This is a genomic window from Arthrobacter ipis (genome assembly GCF_014694315.1).
Lineage (GTDB): Bacteria > Actinomycetota > Actinomycetes > Actinomycetales > Micrococcaceae > Arthrobacter > Arthrobacter ipis.
This window is the reverse complement of record NZ_JAAOXD010000003.1, coordinates 933,480-959,730: the sequence shown is the minus strand read 5'-3', so window position 1 is coordinate 959,730 and position 26,251 is coordinate 933,480. Positions and strand designations below refer to the sequence as shown.

Here is a 26,251-nt window from a genome sequence, read left to right as displayed (position 1 = left end):
CTGATCGAAGTTGATTTCCACGGCCGGCACCCGTCGCTAAAGCCGGGCCTTGGCTGCCAGGCCCTGGCGGACGTCCGCACCGGTGGTGGCGGCCGCAAATGCTTTCACGGCCTCCTCGGCTTCCTTGCTCAGGTTTTTCGGTACGGCGACGTCGATGGTCACCAGCAGGTCACCGGTAGCCTTGGACGTCTTTACGCCGCGGCCCTTTACCCGGAGCGTGCGCCCCGACGGAGTGCCGGCGGGAACGCGGACCCGGACGTGTTCCCCGTCGATCGTGGGAACCTCGATGTCGGCACCCAAAGCAGCTTCTGGGAAGCTGACGGGCACGTGGATCCGGAGGTTGTCGCCGTCGCGGGTGTAAAAATCATGGGGCTTGACGTTGACGGTGACCAGCAGGTCGCCATTGCCCGCCGGGCCGTACTGGCCCTTGCCGCGGACGCGCACCTTCTGGCCGTCCTTGATGCCCGCAGGCACCCGGACGTCGATGACCTCACCGTCCGGTTCACGCAGCCCGACGGTGGTGCCGCGGATGGACCCGGCGAAGGAGATGCTGGTGCTCGCCGTCCGGTCGGCACCCTTCTGCGGGGCGCGCTGGTAACCGGCCGGGCCGCCGCCCCCGAAGCCGCCGCCGAACAGGTCTGCGAACTCGGGCGGTATGCCACCAGCGGTGCTGAACCCGCCGGAGTGCCGGCCGCCGCCGCCGGTGAACAGGCCGCCGAAGAGGTCCTCGAAGCCGCCGTTCGCGGTGCTGCCCGCGCCGTGCGGGGCAAAGCGCGCGCCGCCGCCCATGGCGCGGATGGCGTCATACTGCTGCCGCTCATCAGGATCGGACAGCACGGAGTACGCCTCGGAAATGTCCTTGAACTTCTTCTCCGCAGCAGTATCCCCGGAGTTCGTGTCAGGGTGGTGCTGCCGCGCGAGCTTCCGGTAAGCCTTCTTAATGTCAGCGTCGGAAGCGTCCTTGGCAACACCAAGGATCTTATAGAAGTCCTTGTCCACCCAGTCCTGGCTAGCCAATGGCGTTTCCTTTCAAATCGTGCAGAGTGCGCTGCGCAGATGTTTGTTCACTCACTTTAGGCGAGCAACACGCTGGCGCGGAGGCCGGATAGGGGGCGGCGGTGTGGAGGGCACCGCCCCCTATCCGGCGTAGCGCCGAAGGTGACCAAACGTCAGGCAGGGACCGCGACGATTACCTGTGCTGCGCGGAGGACCCGCTCGCCTGACTTGTAGCCGGAGCGGAGCACCTGGCTGACGGTGTCAACCTCGATGTCATCGCCGGGCTGCTGGATGAGGGCCTCGTGGATGGTCGGATCGAACTCCACGCCGGTCTCATCGATGCGGGTCAGGCCGTACGTCTTCAGCGCGTTCTCCAGCTTGGTGGCGATCGCGGCGAACGGGCCGTCCGCGAGGTCACCGTGCTGGCGGGCGGCGTCGACGTCGTCCAGCACCGGCAGCAGGGAGTTCAGGACGCCGATGACGGCCATCTCCCCTGCCACGGCGCGGTCGCGTTCAACGCGCTTGCGGTAGTTGACGTACTCTGCCTGCAGGCGGAGCAAATCGTTCTTCAGCTCCGCCGCCTCGGCACCGGTGGTTGAGCCTGTCGAAACCCCTTGCGCCACGGACTCCTCGGCGGGCACCTCGACCTGGTTGAGGATTTCCTCAGCCTGGGCGAGGGCGTCGCCGTCGGAATCCGCCGAAGCGCCGGCTTCGGATGCGGACTGGCCGCCCTCCGGGTGCCGGGCCTCCCCGGTAACCGGGTCCACCTTGCGGTGGTCCCGGATGACCGGCTCATCGCGGTTGCTGCCCTGGTCTCGGGAAGAGTTGTGCTCTTCTTCGTTACCGTGATGCGGCATGGTTACTTCTTCTCTTCTTCGTCGACGATCTCGGCGTCAACGATGTCCTCGTCAGCGTTGCTCTCGCCTGCGGAAGCACCTTCGGCACCTGCGGCGCCGGTGGCGCCGTCCGGGGATCCGGCCTGGGCGTAGATCGCTTCGCCGAGCTTGGTCTGGGAAGCCTGCAGCTTCTCAAACGCGGTCTTGACGGCGGCGTCGTCGGTGCCTTCGAGGGCCTTCTTGAGGGCGTCGACGTCGGCCTGGACCTCGGTCTTGACCTCTTCGGGCAGCTTGTCGCTGTTGTCGGCGATCAGCTTGTCCACGGAGTAGGCAAGCTGCTCGGCCGTGTTGCGGGTGTCGGTGGCCTCGCGGCGTGCCTTGTCCTCTGCTGCGTGCTCCTCGGCGTCCTTGACCATGCGGTCGATGTCTTCCTTGGAGAGAGCCGTGCCGCCGGTGATGGTCATGGACTGTTCCTTGCCGGTGCCCTTGTCCTTCGCGGAGACGTGCACGATGCCGTTGGCGTCAATGTCGAAGGTGACCTCGACCTGCGGAACGCCGCGCGGGGCCGGTGCGATGCCGGTCAATTCGAACGTGCCCAGCGGCTTGTTGTCACGGGTGAACTCACGCTCGCCCTGGAAGACCTGGATGGCCACGGACGGCTGGTTGTCGTCAGCGGTGGTGAAGGTCTCGGACCGCTTGGTGGGGATGGCGGTGTTGCGCTCGATCAGGTGCGTCATGACACCGCCCTTGGTTTCGATGCCCAGGGACAGCGGGGTGACATCGATCAGGAGAACGTCCTTGCGCTCACCCTTCAGCACGCCGGCCTGCAGGGCTGCGCCAACGGCCACAACCTCGTCCGGGTTGACGCCCTTGTTGGGCTCCTTGCCGCCGGCCAGTTCCTTGACGAGCTCGGAGACGGCGGGCATACGGGTGGAGCCGCCAACGAGCACGATGTGATCGATGTCAGAAAGCTTGATGCCGGCTTCCTTGATGACGTCGTGGAACGGCTTCTTGGTGCGCTCGAGCAGGTCCTTGGTCAGGTCCTGGAACTTGGCGCGGGTCAGCTGCTCGTCCAGGTGGACCGGGCCGTCCGGGGTGACGGAGAGGTACTGAAGCGAAACGTTGGTGCTGGTGGAGGAGGAGAGTTCCTTCTTGGCCTGCTCGGAGGCTTCGCGGAGGCGCTGCAGGGCGATCTTGTCCTTGGACAGGTCGATGCCCTTGACCTTGAGCTGGTTCAGCAGGTAGTCGACGACCCGGTTGTCCCAGTCGTCGCCGCCGAGGCGGTTGTCACCGGCGGTGGCGCGCACCTGGATGGTGGAGAAGTCGTCTTCGTCCTTGCCGACTTCCAGCAGGGAGACGTCGAACGTTCCGCCACCGAGGTCGAAGACCAGGATGAGCTCGTCTTCCTTGCCCTTGTCCAGGCCGTAGGCCAGGGCGGCCGCGGTGGGCTCGTTGACGATGCGCAGGACGTTCAGGCCGGCGATCTCGCCGGCTTCCTTCGTGGCCTGGCGCTCGGCGTCGTTGAAGTAGGCCGGAACGGTGATCACAGCGTCGGTGACCTTTTCACCGAGGTAGGACTCGGCGTCGTTCTTCAGCTTCATGAGGACACGGGCGGAGATTTCCTGCGCGGTGTACTTCTTGTCATCGATCGCGATGGACCAGTCGGTGCCCATGTGGCGCTTGACGGAGGCGATGGTGCGGTCGATGTTGTTGACGGCCTGGCGCTTGGCGATTTCGCCGACCAGGACCTCGCCGGACTTGGAGAATGCAACGACCGACGGCGTGGTGCGGCCACCCTCGGCGTTGGCAATAACGGTGGGCTCGCCACCTTCGAGAACGGAGACGACGGAGTTGGTGGTTCCGAGGTCGATACCTACTGCACGTGACATGTGTTGCTTCCTTCTTTCCGTGGAAACTTTGGGCTCGCCCAATCCTTGAGCGGTCTGCACTCAACTTTACCCAGCACGGAATTTAAGTCAATCCAAACTTGAGTCCAACACGCTCAACTTTGCTCCGACCCAAAGTCTTCCGGACGCGGGAAACCCCCGGTACGCGGCGGAATTCCGCGGAGAGCCGGGGGTTTGATGAGCTGAGGCAGCCTGATTTCGCCCAGCGTGAACGTGCGCCTAGCCTCCCGAGGAGGCGCGGCCGTCGTCCTTCTTCAGTTCTTCCGCGGCACCGTTTTCGGGAGTGGTGCCGGCAGCACCGTAGTCGCCCTCCGGATATTCGCCTTCTTCATCGCCGGGCAGCTCCTGGCCGACGGTGCCGGCGCGGCCATAGTCACCCTCCGGGTACTCGCCTTCGTCCCGCTCGGCGGGGGCGCCGACCGCACCCGCCTCACCGTAATCGCCCACCGGATACTCGCCCTGGGGCTCGGTGGCTGCCTTATCCCCCGCCACCCCAGCATCACCGTAGTCGCCCTCAACGTACTGGCCGCTGTCCCCCTCGAGCGCCGGATTCCTGGAACCGGTGTGGGCCTTTCCCGCGGCGCCGGACTCACTGTTTTCGGTCATCGGTTGATCACTCCTTCGAAAGGACTGGGCGCGCCTGGTCCGGGCGCAGTGGCAGTCTACTCAGCTGGCGCGGGCAGCAACAGGGGCCGGAGCAGCCGCTTCCGGCCGGGGACAACGGACGGAGCTACAGCCCGGCGAGATCCGCCAGTACGGCTATGTGGTGCTCGAACAGTTCATCTGGCGCGGAAAAGGTGCCGGCGCCATACTGTCCGAACACCGCATCCTTATTCGAGAGCAGTGCTCTCATAATTACTTGCCCACCGGGTCCATCCGCTGGGAACGGGAGCTTCCGCCAGCCGAGCAGGCGGTCATGGCGGCGGCAGGCGAGGCAGGCGCCGTCGTCGTTTTTCCCGAAAGCCTTTACTCCTACAGCACTCCGGAAGAGGTGATGACCGAAGACAGCCCGCGGGAAGCGGAGGGCGGCAAACGCGGAATCCGTGCGGCGCTGCTGCGTGCGCGGCATGAGAGTGCCGCGGACACCGTGTCCGTGGTGGCCGGCGACTTCTTCGGCCCCGCGTCCGGATGGCACACGCGGGCGAGCGCATGGTGCCCGCCGTCCTCGCCCGTCGCCCACTGCAGATGGTGGGAAGCGCGGACCAGCCGCACTCCTTCACTTACGTTCCCGATCTGGCCGCGGCAATGATCGGTGCCGCGGGGAAGCCAGAGCTGTGGAACCGGGTGCTGCACGCACCCACCAACCCGCCGCTCACACAGCGCCAGATCGCGCAAACCTTCGCAGCCGCCGCCGACGTGCCGCTCGCGAAGGTCCGCGCGGTGCCGGGCTGGGTCCTGCGCACCCTGGGGCTCTTCTCGGCTGACATGCGGGAACTCGGCGAGGTGCTCTACCAGTTCCAGCGGCCGTTCGTGATGGATTCAGCGGCCAGCGAGGAGCAGCTGGGCCTTCACCCGACTTCCCTGCATGCGGCAGCCAAGACGACGGTGGAATGGTGGCGTTCCGAGCTCACCGCAGGCACGGGACGGGCCCCGGCGGGGACGCCGGCGGGAGGCTAGCGGACGGCAACTTCCGCAGGGCTTTCCACCGTGCTTGTTTCCTGAGCATCGTTCCGGCTGAGTTTGCCGGGCCACCAGATGCGCCGGCCCAGGTCGTAGGCCAGGGCCGGGACCAGGAGCGAGCGGACAAGAACGGTGTCCAGCAGCACCCCGAAGGCCACGATGAAGGCCAGCTGCACGAGGAACATGATGGGAATGACGCCCAGGGCCGCAAACGTGGCGGCCAGAACCACCCCGGCCGACGTGATCACGCCGCCGGTCACGCCGAGGCCGCGCAGGATCCCGGGACGCGTCCCGTGTTTCAGCGATTCCTCCCGGACCCGGCTCATCAGGAAGATGTTGTAGTCCACGCCCAAAGCGACGAGGAACACGAATCCGAACAGCGGCACTGTCGCGTCGGCTCCGGGAAAGCCCAGGATGTTGTTGAACACGAGGGCGGAAACGCCCATGGCGGCCGCATAGGAAAGGACCACTGAGGCGACGAGGAGGACGGGCGCCAGGACGGACCGCAGCAGCACCATGAGGATGAGCAGAATCACCGCCAGGACCACGGGGATGATGGCGACCAGGTCACGCTGGGCCGTGGTGTTGGTGTCCAGGGCGGTGGCGGTCACGCCGCCGACGAGGGCATCGGGGTCCACGCTTTTCACGCTGGCCCGCATCGCTGCCACGGTGTTCTCCGCAGCGTCGGAATCAGCGGCGGAGCCGAGGGTGGCGTTGAGGAGCACCCTGCCGTCGCGCACTGCCGGGTTGGCCGGCGCTCCGGGAACTCCCGGCGCCCCCGGGGCTCCCGTGATGGGCACGCTGCCTTCGGCCAGCAGGTAGGCGGCCCCCACGCCGTCGGTGGCCTTGACCTTCTCCAGCACTTCGCCGGCGTTCCCCTGGCTGGACACGATGACCACGGGGCTGCCGCTGCCGGCGTCGAAATGCCGCCCCAGCGCATCTTGCCCGTCGACGGCGTTGGAGGCGCTGAGTATGACGGCCGCCTGCGGCACGCCGTTGGCCTTCAGCTGCAGGACCCCGGCCGAGGCCACAACGAGCAGGAGCACAGAGGCCACCCACACTGTGCGGGGACGCCGCGACACCAGCGTTCCGGTGGCACGCCAGAGCCCCCGCTGGCCCTCCAGCCCGGTGGTCAGCTGCGGCTCACGCGCCTCTTCGGGCAGCAGTCTGGGCCGGAACGGCCAGAACGCGGCACGCCCCAGGAGTGCGGCGAAGGCCGGGAGCAGGGTGAGCGCCGCGAAAAGGGAACAGACGATGCCCGCGGCCGCCACCGGGCCGAGCGCCTTGTTGGAGTTGAGGTCGGAAAACAGCAGGCACAGCAGGGCGATGGCTACCGTGGCCCCGGATGCCAGGATCGGCGCGAAGGAGGCCCGCCAGGCTGTGAGCGCGGCGGCGGTGCGGTTGGCCGTGTGCTCGAGTGCCTCACGGAACCGGGCCACATAGAGCAGGGCATAGTCGGTGGCGGCGCCGATCACCAGGATGGAGAGGATGCCCTGGCTCTGGCCATTGAGCTGGATCCAGCCTGCCTTCGCCATGCCGAACACGAGCAGGATGGCGGCACACAGCGCGAACACTGAGGTCAGCAGCACGGCGAACGGCAGAAGCAGGGACCGGTAGACAACCAGCAGGATGACAAACACCGCGGCCAGCGCCACGAGCAGCAGGATGCCGTCGATGCCGGCGAATGCCCCCGTGAGGTCGGCCGCGAGCCCGGCGGGACCGGTGACGAACGTCTGCGTCCCGTCCGGCGCGTCCGCGCGGATTGCGCTGCGCAACTCTTCGACGGCGTCCGCCGGCTCCGCTGCCGCAACGGACACGATGTACTGCACTGCCTTCTGGTCCTGCGACGGCACCGGGCCAACCACAGTGCTGCCCACCCGAAGGTCCTCCAGCCTGGTTTTCAGGCCGGCGGCCGCTGCCAGCTGGGCAGGGGTGAGGGCACTGTCGCTTTCAATCACGACGACGGCGGGCACCTCGCCGGAGTCCTGGAACTTTTGCTGCCACTCGCGGGCCTCGGTGGCCTCCGCTCCGGCCGGAAGGAAGGATGCCGGGTCATTGGACGAGACCTCATCGAGCCTGCCGAACGTGGGCCCGCCAACCCCGGCAATGGCAACCCAGCCGACGACGAGGACTACGGGAATGAGCCACCGAAGCCAGAACGGGATGCTCGGGGTGCGGGCTGGCTTCATGGGGAAGACCTCCTGGGCGTGACAGCCATCCGGGGCCGTCGTCGACATTGGTTCCATCATAAACTATCTCTACGATGGAGATATAAAGCAAACTTTCCCGGGGCGCACGGGCTCCCGGGCGGTAAACTCCGGAAGGCAACATTGAGGAGAGGAGGTGGGCGTGGCCGAGAAACCTGGCACCCCGCGGCAGCCCGAAGGGCAGGCCCCCTCCGGGCCGGGCGCGCAGCACCCCCTGGTGCGGCTGCTTCAGGAGTTCACACTGGAGGCCAACCGCTACGTCGACTCTGCGGGCGGCCGGAACGACATGCACCGGACGGACCTCAACGCCCTCGCCGCCATCATGCGGCACGCAGCGAATGGCGACGTCGCAACTCCTGGAACCCTGCGGAAGGAGCTGAACCTCAGTTCCCCGGCCACCACCGCGCTGATTGACCGGCTGTGCGGCTCCGGACATCTGGTCCGCGTCCGCGAGGGCCAGGACCGGCGGCAGGTGCAGCTCCGGATGACGGAGAAGGCGTACCGCGACGGCTCGGCCATGTTCCTGCCCCTTGCCCGTCACATGGGCAGGGCCATGGCCGGGTTCACTGCGCAGGAATTGGAGACGGCCGCCCGGTTCATGGACGCGATGATCGCAGCCACGGTCCAGGCCAGCCAGGAGGCCTCCGGCGCGCCATAACGCCCCATCCTGCTACCTGCCCGAAATGCGGAGAAGGAGTAGCGTTTCCCTATGAGCACGCAGCCGGAAGATGTCTACACTCACGGCCACCACGAGTCCGTGGTCCGGGCCCACGCCTCGCGGACGGCGGAGAATTCGGCCGCGTTCGTCATCCCGCACCTCACGCGGGGCGTAACAGCGCTCGACGTCGGGTGCGGGCCCGGCAGCATCACGTGCGACTTCGCGATTTTGGTCGCACCCGGAAGCGTGACAGGGCTGGACCGCTCCCCCGACGTGATCACCCACGCCCGCGAGCTGGCGGCCGACCGCGGCGTGGAGAACGTGGAGTTTGTAGCGGGCAACATCTACGACCTTGACTTCGAGGACGACACCTTCGATGTGGTCCACGCCCACCAGGTCCTGCAGCACCTGACGGATCCGGTGGAGGCGCTGCGGGAAATGCGGCGGGTGGCAAGGCCCGGCGGCATCGTTGCCGTCCGCGACGCGGATTTCCATGGCATGAGCTGGTATCCCGCCATTCCCGAGCTCGACGAGTGGATGGACCTTTACCAGCGGATCGCGCGCCGGAACGGTGCCGAACCCGACGCCGGCCGCCGGCTGGTCTCGTGGGCCCAGGCCGCCGGCTTCACGGACGTTGCGCCCACCAGCAGCAACTGGCTTTACGCCACCGGGCAGCAGCGCCGCTGGCAGGCCAGGGTGTGGGGCGAACGCGTGCTGCATTCGGCCTTCGCGGAGCAGGCCCTCGAGTACGGCTTCGCGCAGGAGGCGGACCTCACGCGCATCTCGGCCGGCTGGCACCGCTGGGGCTCCACCGACGACGGCTGGTTCCTCATTCCCAACGGCGAGGTCATCGCCCGCGCCTAAGCAGTCCCGGGCTCACGCGGCGCGGAACAACCCACACCGCAGACCGACTAAACTTGACGGGTGCAATTCTCCCTGTGGCTGGCCCTTGCGGGCGCCGGCGTCCTCATCAGCTTCACTCCGGGCGCGGGCGCCATCAACACCATGAGCAACTCGCTGACGGCGGGGTTCAAGCGCTCCATCTGGGGCATCCTCGGGCAGCAGGCCGCCCTAATTCTGCATGTAATCGTTGTGGCCCTGGGCGTCGGCGTCCTGGTTGCCGGCTCCCCCGTGGCCTTCAACGGCATCCGCTACGCCGGGGCCGCGTACCTGGTGTACCTCGGCATCAGGCAGTTCCTGCGCAAACCGGACCTGGACCAGGAGAAGGTCGCCGCACTCCGGAACGAGCCCGCCTGGTCCATGTTCCGCCGGGGCCTGTGGGTCAACCTGCTCAACCCCAAGGCCATCGTGTTCTTCCTGGCCTTCATGCCGCAGTTCATCCGGCCCGCCAGCCCGCTCCTGCCCCAGTACGCCGTGCTTGCCGCAACCGTGGTCCTCATCGACGTCCTCGTCATGTGGTTCTTCTTCGCAGCGGCGGCAAAATCCTTTCAGCGGTTTACCCACAACCCCCACGGCCAAACCCTGCTCAACAGGATTTTCGGCGTCCTGTTCGTCGCGGTGGGCGTGCTGCTCGCGCTCATCCATTAAGCCCTGCCCGGCTCCATGGCAATTGTGACAGCGCGACCGACAAACTTTACGCGGCTTGTCGACAATAAGCTCACTTACTAGCCAAGCGGGGCTGGCATCCTCCATGCTTAGCCCATGAACTCAACGACGAGCCCATACCGAGTCATCACCGTCTGCACCGGCAACATCTGCCGCTCGCCCATGGCCGAGCTGATGCTGGGCGCCGCCTTCGCTGAAGCCGGGCTCGGCGACCTCGTGATCGTCGATTCCGCAGGCACCACCGCCTACGAAGCAGGACACCCCATCGACCCACGGGCGGCACGGAAACTCACCACCCACAACCTCTTGTCGGACCGGCACGTTGCACGGGAATGGCGCCCCGAATGGTACACCGAGCGGCACCTGATACTGGCGCTGGACGTGGACCACTACGGTTGGCTCCGGGCCTCCGCCCCGGATGACCAGGCGCTGTCCCGGATCCGCATGCTCCGCAGCTTCGACCCCGCCCTGGCCGACGGCGATCCCCTGGAGCAGGGCATCGAGGACCCCTGGTACGGCGGCCACGATGACTTCGAGGCCGTGTGGGACCAGGTCCAGGCGGCAGTCCCGGGCATTGTCCGCTACGTGCAGGACGCAATCGCGCAGGACTCGATCGGGCAGGATGCACCAGCGGCCGGCGGCAACGACGCCGGCAGCGAGGCGGCTCCAGTCCGGATAGATGAGCACCGGGCACGCAACGGCAAGCGCCACAGCCACCTGGCCGGCAGCAGCCCGCTTCACAACGTCCAGGTTCAGGACAGCCAGCAGGTACGCTCTATTTCATGACCCCCGCACCTGTGATCATCGCCATTGACGGGCGGTCCGGCGCAGGTAAAACCACATTGGCCATCGAGCTCGCGGCCACGCTGCGGAACCATCACAAGGTGTCACTGTTCCACCTCGAGGACATCTATCCCGGCTGGGACGGATTATCCGCCGGAATTGAACGCTACGTCACCACGGTGCTGGCGCCCCTGAGCCGCGGCGAAGCGGCGTCGTGGGTCAGCTGGGACTGGAAAAACAATAACGACGGCGATCCGCGGGTCACCCTTCCCGCCGAGATCGTGATCGTCGAGGGCGTTGGGGCAGCTGCAGCCGCAGCAAGGCCCCTCCTGGACGCCGTCATCTGGGCAGACTCCCCCGACGGCGAGCGCCGCACCCGCGCGCTGGCACGTGACGGCGAGACGTACGAGCCGTTCTGGGACCAGTGGGCCGGCCAGGAGGCGGAACTGCTGGCCGCGGACCCCATCCCGCAGCATGCCGATGTCCGGGTCCTCAACCGCGCCGACGGCACCGCCCCCGCGGGCGCCCTGCAGGCACTGACCTACCTCCCGGCGCTCACCACGGCATTGGTTCCCGAGCTGTCCTCGCGGCGCGGCCTGCGCCTGCTGTCCGAACGGATCGAGGCCAGCCCGGATCCCGCCGCGCTCTTCAGGGCGCTGTACGGAACGTCCGGCAACGCAGTCTGGCTGGACTCCTCCCTGCGTACGGCCGGCAAGGCCGACGCGGCCGGCACTGCCGTTCCCGGCAGGGTAAGTCCCGCGGCGGAACGCAGCCGCTTCAGTATTTTGGCAGACGACGGCGGCACGTTCGGCCAGTCCGTCCTGCACAGTTCCGGCGTCACCCGGGTCACCGCCGGGTGCGCCACGGCCCACGTGTCCGGCCCGTTCTTCCGCTGGCTCGAGACGGTGTGGGGACGCAAGGCCGTGCGCGGCCCGGAAGACTACCCGTGCGACTTCGCGCTGGGCTGGCTGGGCTACCTCGGCTATGAGCTGAAGCGTGAAACCGGCGGTCAGGACTTCCCCGCGGACACGCCTGATGCCGGGCTGATCTTCGCTGGCCGGGGCGTGGTCCTGGACCACACGGACAACACGGTGTGGCTGCTCGCCCTCGACGCGCCGGACGCCGCCGGCTGGCTCGCCCAAGCCCGTGAAGCGGTGACTGCCGCACCTGTTGCCGGCGGCAGCAACGGCGTCGTACTTCCCGCCGCAGACGCCGCTGTACCTGCTAACTCTGTACCGGTCCATGGCACGGCGCCGGCATTTGCCGGCCGCGACAGCGAGGCGAGCTACAAGCGCAAGATCGCCGAAGCCCAGCACCAGATCGCCGAGGGTAACTCCTACGAAATCTGCCTCACCACCACCCTCGCGGCGGAGGTGCCGGCGCTCGACCCGTGGGCGGCGTACCTTGCCCTGCGCCGGCGGAACCCGGCACCGTTCGCAAGCTACCTGCGGTTCGGCGGGCTCACGGTGGCCAGCACCTCGCCGGAGCGCTTCCTGCGGATAGCGTCCGACGGCGGCATGCGCGCCGAGCCGATCAAGGGCACCCGCCGCCGGGCTGCTGACCCGGAAACCGATGCTGCCCTCCGCCATGACCTGGCCACGTCCCTCAAGGACCGGGCGGAGAACATCATGATTGTGGATCTGCTCCGGAACGATCTCAGCCATTTCGCCGAGCCAGGGTCGGTCACGGTCAGCCGGCTGTGCGAGATCGAAAGCTACGCCACGGTCCACCAGCTGGTGAGCACCATCGACGCCGTTCTTCTGCCGGGGTCGCCACGGGCGGAGGCGGTGGCCGCCTGCTTCCCGGCCGGCTCCATGACCGGTGCACCGAAGATCAGCACCATGGCCATCCTGGACCGGCTGGAGGAGGGGCCGCGCGGGGTCTATTCGGGGGCCATCGGGTACTTCTCGCTGAACGGGGCCACGGATCTGGCCGTGGCCATCCGCACCCTGGTGGTGCAGGACGGCGGCGAAGGCGAAAGGGTCCGGCTCAGTCTCGGCGTCGGCGGCGCCATCACCGCCGATTCCGTGGCACAGGACGAGTACGAGGAGATCCGCACCAAGGCCTACGGCGTACTCTCCACCCTGGGTTCCACCTTCCCGGATTGAGTTTTTGGCCGGCTCTATCGAGAAGTTATTGGACTGTGGCCGTGAGGCGGGCGACGTTGTCCACGTACCTTGCCGCGAGGGGCCGGCGCATCCAGTCCTCGAGCCGGAGCTCGTGGGAGATGTCGCGGTAGGTGTCCTCCACCGCGCGCATGCTGTTGACGGCGTCTGCGCCCAGCAGCATCACCGAAACCTCCAGGTTGAGCGAGAAGGACCGCATGTCCATGTTGCTGGAGCCCAGGACCGCCACTTCGTCGTCGATGGTGAAGTGCTTGGCGTGGAGCACGAACGGCGCCTTGTAGAGGTAGATCCGAACGCCGGCCCGCAGCAGGGCCTCGTAGTAGGACTGCTGGGCGTGGTGGACCAGGAACTGGTCGCCCTTCTCGGAGACGAACAGTTCCACGTCCACCCCGCGCTGGGCCGCGGTGGTGATGGCGTAGAGCAGGGAATCGTCCGGCACAAAGTAGGGGCTGCAGACGGAAATCCGGTGCTGCGCCGAGTAGATCAGCGTGTTGAAAAGCCGGAGGTTGTTCTCGGTGGTGAAGCCGGGGCCGCTGGGCACCACCTGGGCTGTGACGCCGCCCGGCGAGGGCTCGGCAGTCACCTGCAGCTGGTCCTCAAGTGACTCGTCGGACTCGCTGAGCCAGTCGGTGGCAAAGACAACATTGAGCGTGGGAACGATCGGGCCCCGCAGGCAGGCCATCAGCTCGATCCATTCCCGGCCGGCCTTGCGGTGCTTGGGGTTGTTGTAGGAGGGCTCGATCAGGTTCTGCGACCCCGTGAACGCGACTTCGCCGTCGATCACCATGATCTTGCGGTGGTTGCGCAGGTCCGGCCGGCGCCACTGGCCGTGGATGGGCAGCAGCGGCAGCATCCGCCGCCACTGGATGCGGCTGGCCTTGAGCCGTTTCAGCAGCTTGTTGTACCCCTTCACGCGCAGGGTTCCGATGTGGTCGAACAGCACGCGGACCTGGACGCCGCGGTCCGCCGCCTCCTCAAGGGCCGTGAGGAGGTCGTCCGTGACGTGGTCCGTGCTCATGATGTAGAACTCGGCATTGACGAAACGCTTTGCTTTCCGCACCGCCTCCGCCATGGCGCGGATGGAGTCCGGGTAGCCGGGTATCAGCTCCACGTGGTTGCCGTCCACCAGCGGGATCGACCCGAGCCGGCGGTTGAGTTCGGCCGCGGACAGGACCCATTCCGGGCCGGAATACTCACTGGCGACGTCGGAAAGCGCGGCGCTGCCGGCACGGACCCTCTCGTTGACCAGCTGTTGCTGCTCGGTGCGGCGGCGCGACAACTTGAAGTTACCGAAGAGCAGGAAGAGGATCAGTCCCAGGGCCGGCACGAAGAAGATGCCAAGCAGCCAGGCCATGGCCGTTGTGGGCCGCCGGTTGCCCGGGATAATGCCCACGGCCAGGACCCTGATGACCAGATCCACTCCGCTGAGCAGCAGGATCAGCCAACCCGGCAGTGTCTCCGCCAGCGGAAATGGCCACAACACAGTTGAAACCCCCGTTACTTCTTACCCTCACAGCCATTCCGAATGGAGCGGTGATGCCAGCCTATCGGGCACCGGCCACACTAAGCTTGAGGCATGACGTCTCGTACCTCCCGCACAGTGCTGGTGTTCCTGGATCCGGACTATGAGAACGGACGGATTGCCGACCCCGAAAAGCCGCAGCTGATGGCCACTGATTTGGGTGCCACCCGCGGTGACGGCGTGTTCGAGTCCATGCTCGCCGTCGCCGGCCACACGCGGAAGATCCAGGCCCACCTGGACCGGCTGGCCCGCTCGGCGCAGGCGTTGGACCTGGAGATTCCGGGGCCGGACGGCTGGCGCCGTGCAGTCGGGACGGGCGTCGCGGCGTTCCGCTCCGACAACCCGGCACCTTCCCCGGAGCTGGACGAGGCCGTGGTGAAGCTCATTGTCACCCGCGGCGTCGAGGGTGCCTCCGCCCCCACCTGCTGGGTTCAGGTCTCCCCCGTCGCCGTGGCCGGACGGCGCCAGCGCGAGACGGGAATCGACGTGATCCTCCTTGACCGCGGCTATGACAGCGACGCAGCCGAGCGCGCCCCATGGCTGCTGCTCGGCGCCAAGACCCTCTCGTACGCGGTCAACATGGCCGCGCTGCGCCACGCCCACAAGCAAGGGGCGGATGATGTCATCTTCACGTCCTCGGACGGCCGCGTGCTGGAGGGCCCCACATCCACCGTGCTACTGGCGAACGTGGAGAAGAACGACGCCGGAACAACAGTTAAACGCCTCGTCACGCCGCAGCTGGACAGCGGCATTCTCCCCGGAACGTCCCAGGGCGCGCTCTTCGCCGCCGCCAAGGCCGCCGGCTGGGAACTGGGCTACGGCCCGCTGAAGCCCCAGGACCTGGCAGACGCCGACGCGGTCTGGCTGATTTCCAGCATCCGCCTCCTGGCGCCGGTCAATCACATCGACGGCCGCGAAATCGGCACGCCGGCACTCCGCAAGCAGCTGACCGCCGAGCTGAACGAATTGTTCGCCGGAATCGAATGACCGGACGTCCCGCATAACGAAAAGGCACCGTTCGAAAAAAGCCGGGACAAGCCGGTGCCCTGCGCTGTAGTCTTCTTCCACGGCCACTGCCCGCGTCACGCGGCGGTGATGGCATGTGGCCTGGTTCCGGGCTCAGCCGGAATGAGTACGTATAAAGGAATAGCCGATGTCTTGGGATGACAACTCCCTGCACGCATTGACAAACTCACTACCCACGGGCTGGGGGGCCCAGGCAGCGCTGCCGGGGGACGTGGGGGAAATTAGTGTGCGCTGGCAAGCCGAGCAAATCATTCTCGAGCTGCTCGCCGAAACAGATCCGGCCAGTGCATGGCCCCGAGCCCAGCTGCGTGCCCTGTTCGAAGCCCATCCGGACAATCCCGAACACGTGCTGCTCGAGCACCTCACCGCCACAACCGAGTTGGCCAACGCCGAAAACGGCGCCATCCCGGTGAGCGCTTCCGCCCAGAACCTGGCTGCGCCCGAGCCGGTGCCCTTCACCCGGCGGAGCAGGAACCGGATTGAAGCCATCCTCGCCGACAAGATGCTGATGACCGCGTTCCAGCCGATCCGCCGGCTTCCGGAGGGGCAGGTGATCGGGGTCGAGGCCCTGACCCGGTTCGTCAGCGACGACGGCGCCAGCGCGGACCACTGGTTCAACGAGGCCGAATCCGTTGGGCTGGGCACCGACCTTGAACTCGCGGCGCTGCACCGCGCCCTTGCTGCGGCACAGGCCGTGCCCGATCACCTGTTCATCGCACTGAATCTGACACCGGCAACATGCGCGGACCCAAGGATCCCCGGGCTGCTGGAACATTCCCAGCTGGCCATGGACCGGATCGTCATCGACCTGAACGGCCCGGTCCCCCTCGAGCAGTACGCGTCGCTGACCTTCGCCATCACCCCGCTGCGGCGCCGTGGGCTGCGGATCGCCGTGAACGGCGCCGAGGTCGGCTTTACCTCGATGGACCAAGTCCTGGAACTGCACCCGGACATCATCAAGCTGGACCGGAGCTTCATCGCCGACATCGAGGACTCCCCGGGCCAGCGCCTGAGGGCCGCCGCCATGGGTGAACTAGCCCGCCACGTTGACGCCGTGATCGGCGCCCAGGGCGTCGAGACTCCCGAGGAACTCGAGGCCGTGACCGAACTTGGTATGACGGCTGCGCAGGGCTACCTGCTGGGCCGGCCCTCCGTGCACCCGCTGGACTGGAACGCCTGGATCCGTTCGGAGAGCGAGACGGCCGCCAGCGGCCCTGCCTCCTGAGCTAGTCCTCCGCCAGGTCGGCGGCCAGGCGGATGTGGTTGTCCGCCAGCCACACCGGGTTGAAGGCCTTGCTCTGGTAGTTGCTGCCGGTGTCCGGGGCGATCGCCACCACCACTGACCCGTGCGGCGCCGCCCTGGCCACCCGGACCGCTGCCGCCACGGTCAGTCCCGACGACGGCCCGAGGGACAGGCCTTCGTCGTTGAGCATCCGGTGCAGCGTTGTGTACACCTCGTTATTCGGAATCCGCAGGAACCGGTCCAGCAGGCCGCGGTCGAAGACCTTCGGCCAGTCGGGCTTGGGCCAGGAGTTGCCCACACCGTCCACCAGGATCTGGCCCGGATGCCCGCCGCTGTAGACCGAACCGTAGGGGTCCGCGCCGATTACCTCCACGTGCCCGCCGGACTTTTCCTTGAGGTACCGTCCGTTCCCGGTGATGGTGCCACCGGTGCCCACGCCTGCGACGAAGTGCGTAACCCGGCCGGCCGTCTGCTCCCAGATTTCCGGCGCAGTCCCCTCGTAGTGCGCCCGCGGGTTGGCCGGATTGTCGAACTGCAGCGGACGCCACGCGCCGGGAATTTCGGCCGTAATCCGGGCCGCGACCGCCCGTGCATTTTGCGGCGAGTCCGAGGGCGCGCTCCAGTCCGTAAACACCACCCGCGCCCCGTACCTGTTGAGGGCTTCCAGCTTTTCGGAGGAGATGGAATCACCGGTGACCACCACCACCGGGTGGCCGGTCAGCGCCCCGATCAGGGCGAGCCCGATTCCCGTGTTTCCGGATGTGCTCTCCACAATGGTCCCGCCGGGCTGCAGCTCGCCGCTCCGCTCGGCCGCCCGGACCATGCTCAGTGCTGTCCGGTCCTTGATGGAACCGCCGGGGTTCTCCGATTCAAGCTTGACGAACACGGTGCTCCCCAGCCCGCGGCTCAGCACATTCAGCGGCACCAGCGGAGTGTTCCCCACCCGCGCCAGCACAGCATCAGCGTCCAGGCCCGAATCAACGATAGTCGCCACGTGCCTTGGCTGACGGCCGCTTCCCGTCACGGTGGTCATGATCCTCCTCCGCGGTCATTCGGGCCCGCGTCATGCGGGCCCCCGGCGTCCGGGCCGCTGCCATTCGGAGCACCGGCATTTGAACCGTCCGGATCCGCTGTCCTGAGTTCCGGCAGTCGTGCCAGCAAATCCCCCAGCGCAGTACGCGCGCTGTCGACCAGTACCGCCGCCGGCAGTTGACCGGCCAGCAGTTCCGACAGCCGGGCCACGACGGCGCCGCTGCCTGCTCCGGGCTCCCGGATTTCCGCCTCCCGCAGATCTGTGTCCTGCGCCTCCGCCAAAAGGTAGGAGGCCGTCAATGCCTCGATGGTGAGGAGTTTGGCGGCGGCCTCCACCGAGCGCTGCAGCTGCTGGAGGGCAAGCGGGGCCAAGGTGGAGTGGTCCTCCACGTCCGCGGACAGGGTGGGGGCACCCAGCGTGGCGGGTGCCGCCAGGAACTTCAGCTCGGCCAGGAGGCCGGCGGCCGAGTACCAAAGCAGTCCCGGCAGGTCCTCTAACGCGAGCGGCGTGCCCGCCCGGGCGGCCTCGAGGTTGAGCTGCCGGATGAGGCGCTGCGGCGGATAGAGCTTGGCGATCCGCCGCTCGCTACTGATTCCGACATGGGCCAGTCCCAGCCGCAGCGCCTCGAACGCCAGGGCCAGCTGCATGGGCTGGAAGTTTCCGCCGGACACCATCCGGCCCGAGGCCACATCCGTCAGCGGGTTGTCGCCCCGGCCGTTGAGTTCCACCTCGAGCGCCTCGGCCAGGGCGGTCACCTGGGCCCGGAACGCACCGTGTGTCTGCGGCGCGGCCCGGAAGGACAGGGCGTCCTGGACCGACACCTGCCGCCGCGGGTCTTCCAGCCAGCCGCCGCGCACCAGGCGCCGGACGTTGGCCGCCGAGACGCGCTGGCCGTCCACCGCCTTGGCCGACTGGACGGCCGGCGAAAACGGGCTGAGGTTCCCGCCGCCGTCGTACCTTGCGGTGGCCTCAAGCGAGAGCGCCAGCGCGGTGTCCGCCAAATCGGCCAGCCACCGGATGCGGCAGAGTTCCAGTGCGCCTGCACCGATCGAATAGGAGTTGGCACTGACCAGCGCCAGGGCCTCGCCCGGCGCCAGGACCAGCGGTTCCAGCCCGGCAGCGGCAAGGGCCTCCGCGCCGTCCTGCAGGCCGCCGTCGGGAGCAAGCGCCTGCCCCTCCCCGATGGCGACGGCGGCAACCGCCGCCAACTGGGTGAGGTCCGACGAGCCGACGGACCCGTCGCGCGGAACGGCAGGCACCACGCCCCTGTTGAGCAGTTCGGCATAAAACCGGGCAGTTTCCGGGCGCACCCCCGAGCCTCCCCGCGTGAATCCGATGAGCCTGGCCAGGATCAGGGCCCGGACTTCATCCCGGTCCAGGAGTGCGCCGACGCCGCTGTGGTGGTAGCGCACCACCTGCAGCTGGAAGTCGAGGATGGATTCCTGCTCCACGGCGGTGTCCCGGCCGGAGCCGAGCAGGGTGTTGAGTCCGTAGACCCGGTGGCCGGAATCGATGGCCGCCTGCACCACCTCGCGGGACAGCCCGACGAGTTCGAGGGCTTCGGCGCTGAGCACCACCGCCACTGTGGGATCGGCAGCCGCGGCAGCTACGTCGTCGGCACGGATATGGGCCGCCCCGACCAGGAATGTGCCGCGCTGGAGGCCCGGCATCAGTCCGTCGTGTCCCCCGGGCCCATCCGTAGAACCAGGCCCTGCCATTGCACCAGCCCCGGCCGCCATGGCGTCAGAAGTCCAGCAGGTTCCGGCGGAAGCCGCCGTCGCCGTAGCTTGTCCGCAACAGACCCCGACGGCGGAGCACCGGCGCCAGCCTGTCCAGCACGCCGTGAATGGTGGCCGGGTCCACGAAGCCGGAGAAGAGGAACCCGTCTCCGCCCACTGCAGCCCCGGTTTCCTCGAGATGGTCGGCAATTTCCTCCGCCGTGCCGATGATGGTGTCGCCCGCGCCGCCGCTTCTGGCCTGCAGGATCTGCCGCAGCGTGGAACCCGGGGGCGCAGCCTTGGAGAAGTGCTCCAGGGTGCCCTGGTTGCTGTTGGTGCTGAGCTCGGGGAGGGGCGCGTCGAGGTCGAACTGCTTGAAGTCGATGACGGACAAATAGGAGATCGAATTGAGCTGGCTGTCGATTTCCCGCTGGGTCAGCTCCCGGCGGGCGGCCCGCAGCTCCTCCGCTTCAGCCCTGGAGCCGGTCACGGTGGGTTTGAGGACGAACAGCACCTTGACGTCGTCGGGGTTCCGGCCGGCGGCGGCTGCCTCGGCGCGGATGGAGTCCCGGTACGCCTTCATGCCGTCGGCGCCGCGGGCCAGGGCGATCGCAACATCCGCGTTCGCACCGGCGAAGGCCTTGCCCCGCGGGGATGCCCCGGCCTGCACCAGCACCGGCTCCTCCGGCAGCGGGGCCGTGTTCAGCGGTCCCCGGACCTTGAAGAACTCCCCCTCGTGGTGGATCGGCCGGACCTTGGTGTGGTCCGCGAAGATCCCTGCCCGGGTGTCCTCCCGGATGGCGTCCGGTTCCCAGCTGCGCCAGAGCTTCCGAACGACGTCGACGAACTCCTCGGCCTTCTCGTAGCGGAGGTCGTGCTCGATCTGCTGGTCCAGTCCGTAGTTCTGCGCGGCAAGATCGCTCCCGGAGGTCACCACGTTCCAGCCCAGCTGCCCGTTGGAGAAGTGCTGCAGGGTGGCCAGCAGCCGGGCGGCGGTGAACGGCGGGTAGAAGGAGGCGCTGATGGTGGGAACAATGCCCAAATGCTCCGTGGCGGAGAGCAGGTACGGCACCAGGGCCAGCGGATCGTGCTTCGGCGCAAAGGACGCCTGCGCCAGCGAGACCTCCGCGCTGCCGCCGTAGGTGTCGGGGACGGTGAGGGAGTCCTCGATGATGAACAGGTCCAGTCCCGCCCGCTCAAACTCGCGGACCGCATGCTGGTAGGGGGCGGGCTTCCTCCAGTCGTAGCCCATTCCGTAGCCGGGGGTCCCCCAGCCCTGGACCCCGAAGCCATGGCCCACAAACCATCCAAAGTGCAGCATGGGAGTCACTGTATTCGGGGTCGAATCATTCACTGCGGCCTGGTTTCATCCGGCGTTACGGCGGTTCATCTCCCGTCATTATCCTCCCGGCCACATGCTTTGTAACCGCAACGCGGGGGGCCACGCCCGCCGGGTTCCCTGGCCGAGCTTGCGAGGGAAGGGAGCGGGTGGGGACACTTACAGCCGCTTCCACACCCCTTATTGGGCGATATCTGACCTCGCGTTGCTGTTCGGTCCGTTACGGAAGATGACGACGGCGGCGGTGCGCGCCGCTGTCGTCAGTGTTACGTTTTTGGGGAGTAATGAGTACCGGCATTAAGCCCTGACTGGCCGGTCGGCAACCCTCCATCCACGGCGGGGTGCCTCAGGTGAATACTCGGCATATCGACCACTTCGAGCTGCAAGCGTGAGAAAAGGAGATCCGTCGTGTCAGACGCCCCCGCCGTAGCAACGCTGCCGTCCCAGCAGGATAAACCCGAGGAAAAGCTGTCCTACCGCCTAATCACGGGGCCGGACGACCGTGCGTTCTGTGAGCGCGTCTCGGCTGCCCTTGCCGAGGGGTACGTGCTGCACGGCAGCCCTGCCGCCACCTTCAACGGCACCGGCGTCATCGTGGCCCAGGCCGTCGTCCTGCCCGCCGCCATCGCCAGCGCAGACGCCGCCGTCGCCACCGCCGTGGACCGGCTGGACTCCGACGAGGACCTCGCCGAAGAAGCTTACGAGGGCCACGCATGAGCTACGCGGGAGACCTCACCCCGCAGGACGCCTGGGCAAAGCTTGAACAGGGCGCCGTCCTGGTGGATGTCCGCACCGAGGGCGAATGGGCGCACATCGGTGTTCCGGACACTAAGGCAACGGACAACGATCCCCTGTTCATTCAGTGGACCTTTCCCGGCGGCATCCCCAACCCCGACTTCGTGGAGCAGCTGAAGCAGCAGGCGCCGGAGGATACGGGCGTGGAGCTGGTTTTCCTGTGCCGCTCCGGCCAGCGCTCCATCGCGGCGGCAATCGCCGCCACCCAGGCGGGTTTCACCGCCTACAACGTCCTCGAAGGCTTCGAGGGCGAACCCGACCGATACGGTGAGCGCACCGTGAACGGCTGGAAGAACCGCGGCCTGCCGACGAACCTGGGAAAGAACTAAGTTGACCTTCAATCACGACGCCGCCGGCTGGAGCCCCGATACCCAGGCCGTCCGCGGCGGGCTTGACCGTACCAATTTCCAGGAAACCACCGAGCCCGTTTTCCTGAACTCCGGGTTCGTCTACGAGTCCGCCGAAGCCGCGGAGCGTGCCTTCACGGGCGAGGACGAACGCTTCGTCTACTCGCGCTACGGCAACCCGTCCGTGGCCACCTTCCAGGAACGGCTCCGCCTGCTCGAAGGCACCGAGGCGTGCTTTGCGACGGCGTCCGGGATGTCCGCCGTGTTCACCGCCCTGGGCGCACTGCTCGGGGCCGGGGACCGCGTGGTCGCCAGCCGTTCCTTGTTCGGCTCCTGCTTCGTGATCCTCAACGAAATCCTGCCGCGCTGGGGTGTGGAGACGGTGTTCGTGGACGGTCCGGACCTCGAGCAGTGGCGTGCCGCCCTCTCGGTGCCCACCACGGCCGTCTTCTTCGAATCCCCGTCCAATCCCATGCAGGAAATCGTGGACATTGCGGCGGTCAGCGAACTTGCCCACGCCGCCGGCGCCAAGGTTGTGGCGGACAACGTCTTCGCCACCCCGCTGCTGCAGCGCTGCGGGGACCTGGGCGCGGACGTGGTGGTCTACTCCGGCACCAAGCACATCGACGGCCAGGGCCGGGTGATGGGCGGAGCCATCCTGGGCACCAAGGAATTCATCGACGGCCCGGTCAAGCAGCTTATGCGCCACACTGGTCCGGCGCTCTCCTCATTCAATGCCTGGGTCCTCACCAAGGGCCTGGAGACCATGGCGCTGCGCGTCAACCACTCGTCCGCCACGGCGCTGCGCCTGGCCGAATGGCTGGAGGCCCAGCCCGCCGTCAACTGGGTGAAGTACCCGCTGCTCAAGTCGCACCCGCAGTACGAACTGGCGGCCAACCAGATGAAGGCCGGCGGCACCGTCCTCACGCTGGAGCTTGCGACGACGGCCGGCCAGTCGGGCAAGGAGGCCGCCTTCGCGCTGCTGGACGCCCTGAAGATCATCGACATTTCCAACAATCTGGGCGACGCCAAGTCGCTGATCACCCACCCCGCCACCACGACGCACCGGGCCATGGGACCGGAAGGTCGTGCCGCGATCGGGCTCAGCGATGGAGTGGTGCGGCTGTCCGTCGGCCTGGAGGACGCGGATGACCTCGTCGCGGACCTGGAACAGGCACTCAAGCAGATCTGACTTCTCATTTCTGGCGTCCTTGAGAACGCAGGTGCGGCACGGTTTAGTGGGTGGACCAGCAGGGTTTACCCAGGGTTTACACGGCTGGTCTTGTTAGGCTCCGAGTGCACTGGGCAGACTCTAATAACACCGATGAACCGACTAAACCCAGTCGGTTCAGCACCCCACCCAAGGACAGACGCAGCGATGCGTTCGGGGCCGCGGCCGCGAAGACGCTGCGTGCAGCCTCCCTGACCGGAAGGACCGCCATGGCCGCAGTATTCGAAGTTTTTGTTGACGCAGAGTCCCAGTTCCGGTTCCGGCTGAAGGCCCCCGATGGATCCGTGCTGGCCATCTCCGCACCTTTCGAGGACAAGCGCGCGGCTGCGGCCGGCATCGCCGACGTCCGCGAATGCGCCGGGACGGGGCTCATCGCGGACCTCTCGCCTGCGGCAGCTCCGGTGACAGGGTCCGCTTCGGTGACAGGGGCTCAGGTTCAGGCGGCCGTTCCGGCGCCAGCACCGGCCCAGGTTCTGCCGGCACGGCCCGACCACCGCAGGCAGGGATTCGGCACGAAGCGCACGCCGTCGGAGGCTCCCGGTTCGCCGCTGTGCAGGCCGGCGGCAGCTGCCGAGCCGCCGCAACCAGCTCCCCGGCAACTGATGTACGTAATGAAGGGCCAGCGGGAGTCCGCCGGACAGAGCCACAAGGCCGCCCCGACCTCGCATGACGCCGTACGGCTTTAGTACCGCTCGGCGTAACAGGCACCGGGACGGTTTTACTTAGGTAAGCCTTAACTAATATCCTCATGCGGTGACCACGCAGCTTGATTTCGCGCGGGTACCCTTCGCCGCCGATCTGGCCGGCCACGGGGACAGGCCCGCCATCCTTACCGACAATTTCACTCTCACCTACCGGGACCTGGCACGCAGGGTTGATGCCCTCGCCCTCCGGCTGGGCACGCAACGGCGCCTCGTGGCACTGGCTGCAGCGAACGACGTCGACTCGCTGGTGGCGTATCTCGCCGCCCTGGTAGGCGGTCACCCGCTGATCCTGCTGCCGGAGGACAAGCCGGCGGCACTCGAGTCCCTGGTGGCCGCGTACGACCCCGATGTGGTGCTGCGCTCAGCCAACGGAGAGACATTGTTTGAGGAGCGAAGGCCCGGAACCAGGCACGAACTCCATCCGGACCTCGCGCTGCTGCTCAGCACGTCCGGCTCCACGGGTTCGCCCAAGCTGGTGCGCCTGTCCTCCGCCAGTCTGCAGGCCAATGCGGAGTCGATTGCCGAATATCTGGACATCGGCCCGGAAGACCGCGCCGCAACCACGCTGCCGATGTCCTACTGCTACGGGCTGTCCGTGATCAACAGCCACCTGCTGCGGGGTGCGGGCCTGGTACTCACGGACCTGTCCGTTGTTGACCCGTGCTTCTGGGAGCTTTTCCGTACCGGCGGGGCGACGTCGTTCGCGGCGGTGCCGTACACGTTCGAGCTGCTGGAGCGGGTGGGCTTTGCCGGCATCGACCTCCCCGGCCTGCGATATGTCACGCAGGCAGGAGGCCGGCTCGCCCCCGAACGCGTGCAGAGCTATGCCGAGCTCGGCCGCCGGAAGGGCTGGGAGCTGTTCGTGATGTACGGCCAGACGGAAGCCACCGCCCGGATGGCCTACCTTCCGCCCGCGCTGGCCGCCGAACACCCGGGCGCCATCGGCATCCCGGTTCCCGGCGGCGCCTTCCGCATCGAGCCGGTTCCCGGCCTCGAGCACGGCGAACTCGTTTACACCGGGCCCAATGTCATGCTCGGCTACGCGGAGACACCGGAAGATCTGGGCGCCGGCCGCACGGTCCACGAACTCCGCACCGGCGATCTGGCCCGGAAACACCCCGCCGGCGTCTATGAAGTGGTGGGGCGGCGCAGCCGGTTCGTCAAGATCGTTGGCCTCCGGGTTGACCTCGGCCAGGTGGAGCGCATCCTGGGTGACCTGGGCGTTGAAGCGGCAAGCGCCGGCACCGACCAGGGCCTTGTGGTCGCCGTCGAAGGCAGCCACGACGCCCAGCTGCTGTCCAAGGTCCTCGCCCAGGGTATCGGGCTGCCCCGTACGGCCCTGGAGCTGCACGCCGTCGAGCATCTCCCCCGCCTGGCCACCGGGAAGGTGGACTACCCGGCGGTCCTGGCCCTCTCAACACCGGCGCTCTCTGAGCCGGCGCCGTCCGGCGCGGGGCCGGACCGCTCCCGACCGGACGACGTGCGGCGGATCTTCCAAGACACTCTGGAGCGCCCCGGCATCGGCGACGGCGATACGTTCGTCTCGCTCGGCGGCGACTCGCTGTCCTATGTGGCCACGTCCGTCCGCCTGGAGCAGCTGCTGGGCCATCTCCCGCCGGACTGGCACGTGACGCCGGTCCGCGACCTGGAGCAGCAGCCAGGGACTAAGCCAGCCGGAAAGATGCGGCGGTTCTTTGCCCCGATCGAGACCAGCATCGTGCTGCGGGCCGTGGCCATTGTGCTCATCGTCGGCACCCACGTGGGGCTGATGAAATGGCCGGGTATGGCCCACGTGCTGATGGCGGTGGCCGGCTACAATTTCGCCCGCTTCCAGCTCAGCGGGGAACGGTTTCCCCGGTTCCGGCGCCAGCTCACCAGCGTCGCCAGGGTGGCGCTGCCCAGCACGGCGTTCATCGGAGTGGCCTACCTGATCACCGACCGGTATACGCTGGCCAATGTCCTGCTCCTGAACTCCGTGGTCGGCCCCGAAGCTGTGACCACGCAGTGGCATTTCTGGTTCATCGAGGTGCTGGTCTACATCCTCCTGGGCATGGCGGCCCTGCTGGCCATGCCCTGGGCGGACCGGGCGGAGCGGCGGTTCCCGCTGCTCTTTCCGCTTGCCCTTACCGGCTTCGCGCTGCTCTCGCGCTACGACATCGTGGATCCCGGTGTTCCCCACCCGTCCCCGACCCTGTGGCTGTTTGTCCTGGGTTGGGCCATTGCCCGGACCCGGACAGTGGTTCAGCGGTGTGCGGTGTCAGTCCTCGCGATCCTCACGGTCCCCGGGTGCTTTTTCGGGGATGCGAACCGTGAGCTGACGCTTGTTGCCGGAATCCTGCTGCTCACCTGGCTGCCCACCCTTGCCGTGCCCAGGGGACTGCAGCGCCTGACGGTGCTTCTGGCCAGCGCTTCCCTCTACGCATACCTGGTGCACTGGCTGGTCTACCCGCTGCTGGCAGCGACCAGCCCGGCCCTTGCCGTGGCGGCGTCCCTGGCGGCCGGGATTGCATACTGGGCGCTGTGCACTCGCGTCATGGGCCTGATGGGGCGGAGTGGCTGGCGGCCGTTCCGGGGAAGGCTCAGGCAGCCGTAAG

The 26,251-nt window shown here is 67.4% G+C and carries 22 protein-coding genes, 1 pseudogene and 1 riboswitch; of the genes and pseudogenes, 13 read left to right on the top strand and 10 right to left on the bottom strand.

All coding sequences use genetic code 11. The features are described 5' to 3' along the window. Positions 1 to 36 precede the first annotated feature (36 nt). The 5 genes from G9E11_RS11420 to G9E11_RS11400 all read right to left on the bottom strand — a co-directional run bounded on the left by G9E11_RS11420 (position 37) and on the right by G9E11_RS11400 (position 4,592). On the bottom strand, positions 37 to 1,017 hold the full coding sequence (locus G9E11_RS11420) for a DnaJ C-terminal domain-containing protein (protein WP_190605641.1): 981 nt from the start codon (positions 1,015 to 1,017) through the stop codon (positions 37 to 39). Between the two features lie 152 nt (positions 1,018 to 1,169). After that, complete coding sequence (locus G9E11_RS11415; protein ID WP_190605639.1) at positions 1,170 to 1,853, bottom strand: nucleotide exchange factor GrpE; 684 nt, start codon at positions 1,851 to 1,853, stop codon at positions 1,170 to 1,172. 2 nt (positions 1,854 to 1,855) lie between these two features. Continuing rightward, positions 1,856 to 3,721, bottom strand: a complete 1,866-nt coding sequence (gene dnaK, locus G9E11_RS11410) for a molecular chaperone DnaK (protein WP_190605637.1) — start codon at positions 3,719 to 3,721, stop codon at positions 1,856 to 1,858. A gap of 237 nt (positions 3,722 to 3,958) precedes the next feature. Further along, entirely contained in the window at positions 3,959 to 4,345 is a 387-nt protein-coding gene (locus tag G9E11_RS11405) for a hypothetical protein (RefSeq protein WP_190605635.1), read from the bottom strand. Positions 4,346 to 4,469: 124 nt separating this feature from the next. After that, the gene (locus tag G9E11_RS11400; RefSeq protein WP_311764350.1) at positions 4,470 to 4,592 is read right to left on the bottom strand and encodes a hypothetical protein; all 123 of its coding nucleotides are present in this window, start codon (positions 4,590 to 4,592) and stop codon (positions 4,470 to 4,472) included. 27 nt (positions 4,593 to 4,619) lie between these two features. On the opposite strand from G9E11_RS11400, the pseudogene G9E11_RS11395 reads away from it, so the two are divergent. Continuing rightward, positions 4,620 to 5,356 (top strand): annotated as a pseudogene (locus G9E11_RS11395) (NAD-dependent epimerase/dehydratase family protein); the annotation flags it as partial. Here the strand turns inward: G9E11_RS11395 and G9E11_RS11390 are convergent. Further along, positions 5,353 to 7,548, bottom strand: a complete 2,196-nt coding sequence (locus G9E11_RS11390) for an MMPL family transporter (protein ID WP_190605633.1) — start codon at positions 7,546 to 7,548, stop codon at positions 5,353 to 5,355. The pseudogene G9E11_RS11395 and the gene G9E11_RS11390 overlap by 4 nt on opposite strands. A gap of 160 nt (positions 7,549 to 7,708) precedes the next feature. On the opposite strand from G9E11_RS11390, the gene G9E11_RS11385 reads away from it, so the two are divergent. The 5 genes from G9E11_RS11385 (at position 7,709) to pabB (ending at position 12,681) form a co-directional block, all read left to right on the top strand. Next, complete coding sequence (locus tag G9E11_RS11385; protein ID WP_190605631.1) at positions 7,709 to 8,224, top strand: MarR family winged helix-turn-helix transcriptional regulator; 516 nt, start codon at positions 7,709 to 7,711, stop codon at positions 8,222 to 8,224. A gap of 51 nt (positions 8,225 to 8,275) precedes the next feature. Continuing rightward, entirely contained in the window at positions 8,276 to 9,088 is an 813-nt protein-coding gene (locus tag G9E11_RS11380; RefSeq protein WP_190605629.1) for a methyltransferase domain-containing protein, read from the top strand. A 60-nt stretch (positions 9,089 to 9,148) separates the two neighbouring features. Further along, positions 9,149 to 9,772 carry a LysE family transporter gene (locus G9E11_RS11375; RefSeq protein ID WP_190605627.1) on the top strand — a complete coding sequence of 208 codons (624 nt, stop codon included), beginning with the start codon at positions 9,149 to 9,151 and terminating at the stop codon, positions 9,770 to 9,772. 114 nt (positions 9,773 to 9,886) lie between these two features. Then, entirely contained in the window at positions 9,887 to 10,576 is a 690-nt protein-coding gene (locus tag G9E11_RS11370) for a low molecular weight protein-tyrosine-phosphatase (protein ID WP_479686151.1), read from the top strand. Beyond that, a complete protein-coding gene (pabB, locus tag G9E11_RS11365; protein ID WP_190605625.1) occupies positions 10,573 to 12,681 on the top strand; it encodes an aminodeoxychorismate synthase component I in 2,109 nt (702 codons plus the stop codon). The genes G9E11_RS11370 and pabB overlap by 4 nt, the downstream gene beginning before the upstream one ends. A gap of 25 nt (positions 12,682 to 12,706) precedes the next feature. On the opposite strand, the gene cls is transcribed toward pabB, so the two are convergent. Continuing rightward, positions 12,707 to 14,179: a cardiolipin synthase gene (gene cls / locus G9E11_RS11360; RefSeq protein WP_194718131.1), complete on the bottom strand. Its 1,473-nt coding sequence runs from the start codon at positions 14,177 to 14,179 to the stop codon at positions 12,707 to 12,709. Positions 14,180 to 14,275: 96 nt separating this feature from the next. Between cls and G9E11_RS11355 the strand changes: the two genes are divergently transcribed. Beyond that, positions 14,276 to 15,208, top strand: a complete 933-nt coding sequence (locus G9E11_RS11355) for an aminodeoxychorismate lyase (protein ID WP_190605621.1) — start codon at positions 14,276 to 14,278, stop codon at positions 15,206 to 15,208. A gap of 166 nt (positions 15,209 to 15,374) precedes the next feature. Continuing rightward, a complete protein-coding gene (locus G9E11_RS11350) occupies positions 15,375 to 16,472 on the top strand; it encodes an EAL domain-containing protein (RefSeq protein ID WP_190605619.1) in 1,098 nt (365 codons plus the stop codon). 1 nt (position 16,473) lies between these two features. Here the strand turns inward: G9E11_RS11350 and G9E11_RS11345 are convergent, their stop codons facing one another. The 3 genes from G9E11_RS11345 to G9E11_RS11335 all read right to left on the bottom strand — a co-directional run bounded on the left by G9E11_RS11345 (position 16,474) and on the right by G9E11_RS11335 (position 20,562). Continuing rightward, on the bottom strand, positions 16,474 to 17,523 hold the full coding sequence (locus G9E11_RS11345; RefSeq protein WP_190605618.1) for a PLP-dependent cysteine synthase family protein: 1,050 nt from the start codon (positions 17,521 to 17,523) through the stop codon (positions 16,474 to 16,476). After that, positions 17,520 to 19,193, bottom strand: a complete 1,674-nt coding sequence (locus G9E11_RS11340; RefSeq protein ID WP_246468852.1) for an aromatic amino acid ammonia-lyase — start codon at positions 19,191 to 19,193, stop codon at positions 17,520 to 17,522. Before G9E11_RS11340 ends, G9E11_RS11345 begins: the two co-directional genes overlap by 4 nt. A gap of 73 nt (positions 19,194 to 19,266) precedes the next feature. Next, entirely contained in the window at positions 19,267 to 20,562 is a 1,296-nt protein-coding gene (locus G9E11_RS11335; RefSeq protein WP_190605616.1) for an NtaA/DmoA family FMN-dependent monooxygenase, read from the bottom strand. Between the two features lie 298 nt (positions 20,563 to 20,860). Then, a riboswitch (SAM riboswitch) is annotated at positions 20,861 to 20,975 on the top strand. Positions 20,976 to 20,988: 13 nt separating this feature from the next. On the opposite strand from G9E11_RS11335, the gene G9E11_RS11330 reads away from it, so the two are divergent. The 5 genes from G9E11_RS11330 (at position 20,989) to G9E11_RS11310 (ending at position 26,250) form a co-directional block, all read left to right on the top strand. Beyond that, positions 20,989 to 21,297 carry a DUF1737 domain-containing protein gene (locus tag G9E11_RS11330; protein WP_190605615.1) on the top strand — a complete coding sequence of 103 codons (309 nt, stop codon included), beginning with the start codon at positions 20,989 to 20,991 and terminating at the stop codon, positions 21,295 to 21,297. Further along, complete coding sequence (locus G9E11_RS11325; protein WP_190605614.1) at positions 21,294 to 21,704, top strand: rhodanese-like domain-containing protein; 411 nt, start codon at positions 21,294 to 21,296, stop codon at positions 21,702 to 21,704. The genes G9E11_RS11330 and G9E11_RS11325 overlap by 4 nt, the downstream gene beginning before the upstream one ends. Position 21,705: 1 nt before the next feature. Then, positions 21,706 to 22,914, top strand: a complete 1,209-nt coding sequence (locus G9E11_RS11320; protein ID WP_190605613.1) for an O-succinylhomoserine sulfhydrylase — start codon at positions 21,706 to 21,708, stop codon at positions 22,912 to 22,914. 248 nt (positions 22,915 to 23,162) lie between these two features. Continuing rightward, on the top strand, positions 23,163 to 23,639 hold the full coding sequence (locus G9E11_RS21495; RefSeq protein ID WP_190605612.1) for a YegP family protein: 477 nt from the start codon (positions 23,163 to 23,165) through the stop codon (positions 23,637 to 23,639). A gap of 67 nt (positions 23,640 to 23,706) precedes the next feature. Next, the gene (locus G9E11_RS11310) at positions 23,707 to 26,250 is read left to right on the top strand and encodes an AMP-binding protein (protein WP_190605611.1); all 2,544 of its coding nucleotides are present in this window, start codon (positions 23,707 to 23,709) and stop codon (positions 26,248 to 26,250) included. Position 26,251 lies beyond the last annotated feature (1 nt).

What these genes read in the sequence shown, in the direction of transcription:
- G9E11_RS11405 (WP_190605635.1), bottom strand. Translation starts at nt 4,345, where the DNA reads ATGACCGAAAACAGTGAGTCCGGCGCCGCGGGAAAGGCCCACACCGGT.
- G9E11_RS11400 (WP_311764350.1), bottom strand. Translation starts at nt 4,592, where the DNA reads ATGAGAGCACTGCTCTCGAATAAGGATGCGGTGTTCGGACAGTATGGC.
- G9E11_RS11355 (WP_190605621.1), top strand. Translation starts at nt 14,276, where the DNA reads ATGACGTCTCGTACCTCCCGCACAGTGCTGGTGTTCCTGGATCCGGAC.
- G9E11_RS11335 (WP_190605616.1), bottom strand. Translation starts at nt 20,562, where the DNA reads ATGCTGCACTTTGGATGGTTTGTGGGCCATGGCTTCGGGGTCCAGGGC.
- G9E11_RS11370 (WP_479686151.1), top strand. Translation starts at nt 9,887, where the DNA reads ATGAACTCAACGACGAGCCCATACCGAGTCATCACCGTCTGCACCGGC.
- G9E11_RS11345 (WP_190605618.1), bottom strand. Translation starts at nt 17,523, where the DNA reads ATGACCACCGTGACGGGAAGCGGCCGTCAGCCAAGGCACGTGGCGACT.
- pabB (WP_190605625.1), top strand. Translation starts at nt 10,573, where the DNA reads ATGACCCCCGCACCTGTGATCATCGCCATTGACGGGCGGTCCGGCGCA.
- G9E11_RS21495 (WP_190605612.1), top strand. Translation starts at nt 23,163, where the DNA reads ATGGCCGCAGTATTCGAAGTTTTTGTTGACGCAGAGTCCCAGTTCCGG.
- G9E11_RS11390 (WP_190605633.1), bottom strand. Translation starts at nt 7,548, where the DNA reads ATGAAGCCAGCCCGCACCCCGAGCATCCCGTTCTGGCTTCGGTGGCTC.
- dnaK (WP_190605637.1), bottom strand. Translation starts at nt 3,721, where the DNA reads ATGTCACGTGCAGTAGGTATCGACCTCGGAACCACCAACTCCGTCGTC.
- G9E11_RS11415 (WP_190605639.1), bottom strand. Translation starts at nt 1,853, where the DNA reads ATGCCGCATCACGGTAACGAAGAAGAGCACAACTCTTCCCGAGACCAG.
- G9E11_RS11340 (WP_246468852.1), bottom strand. Translation starts at nt 19,193, where the DNA reads ATGCCGGGCCTCCAGCGCGGCACATTCCTGGTCGGGGCGGCCCATATC.
- G9E11_RS11380 (WP_190605629.1), top strand. Translation starts at nt 8,276, where the DNA reads ATGAGCACGCAGCCGGAAGATGTCTACACTCACGGCCACCACGAGTCC.
- G9E11_RS11350 (WP_190605619.1), top strand. Translation starts at nt 15,375, where the DNA reads ATGTCTTGGGATGACAACTCCCTGCACGCATTGACAAACTCACTACCC.
- G9E11_RS11325 (WP_190605614.1), top strand. Translation starts at nt 21,294, where the DNA reads ATGAGCTACGCGGGAGACCTCACCCCGCAGGACGCCTGGGCAAAGCTT.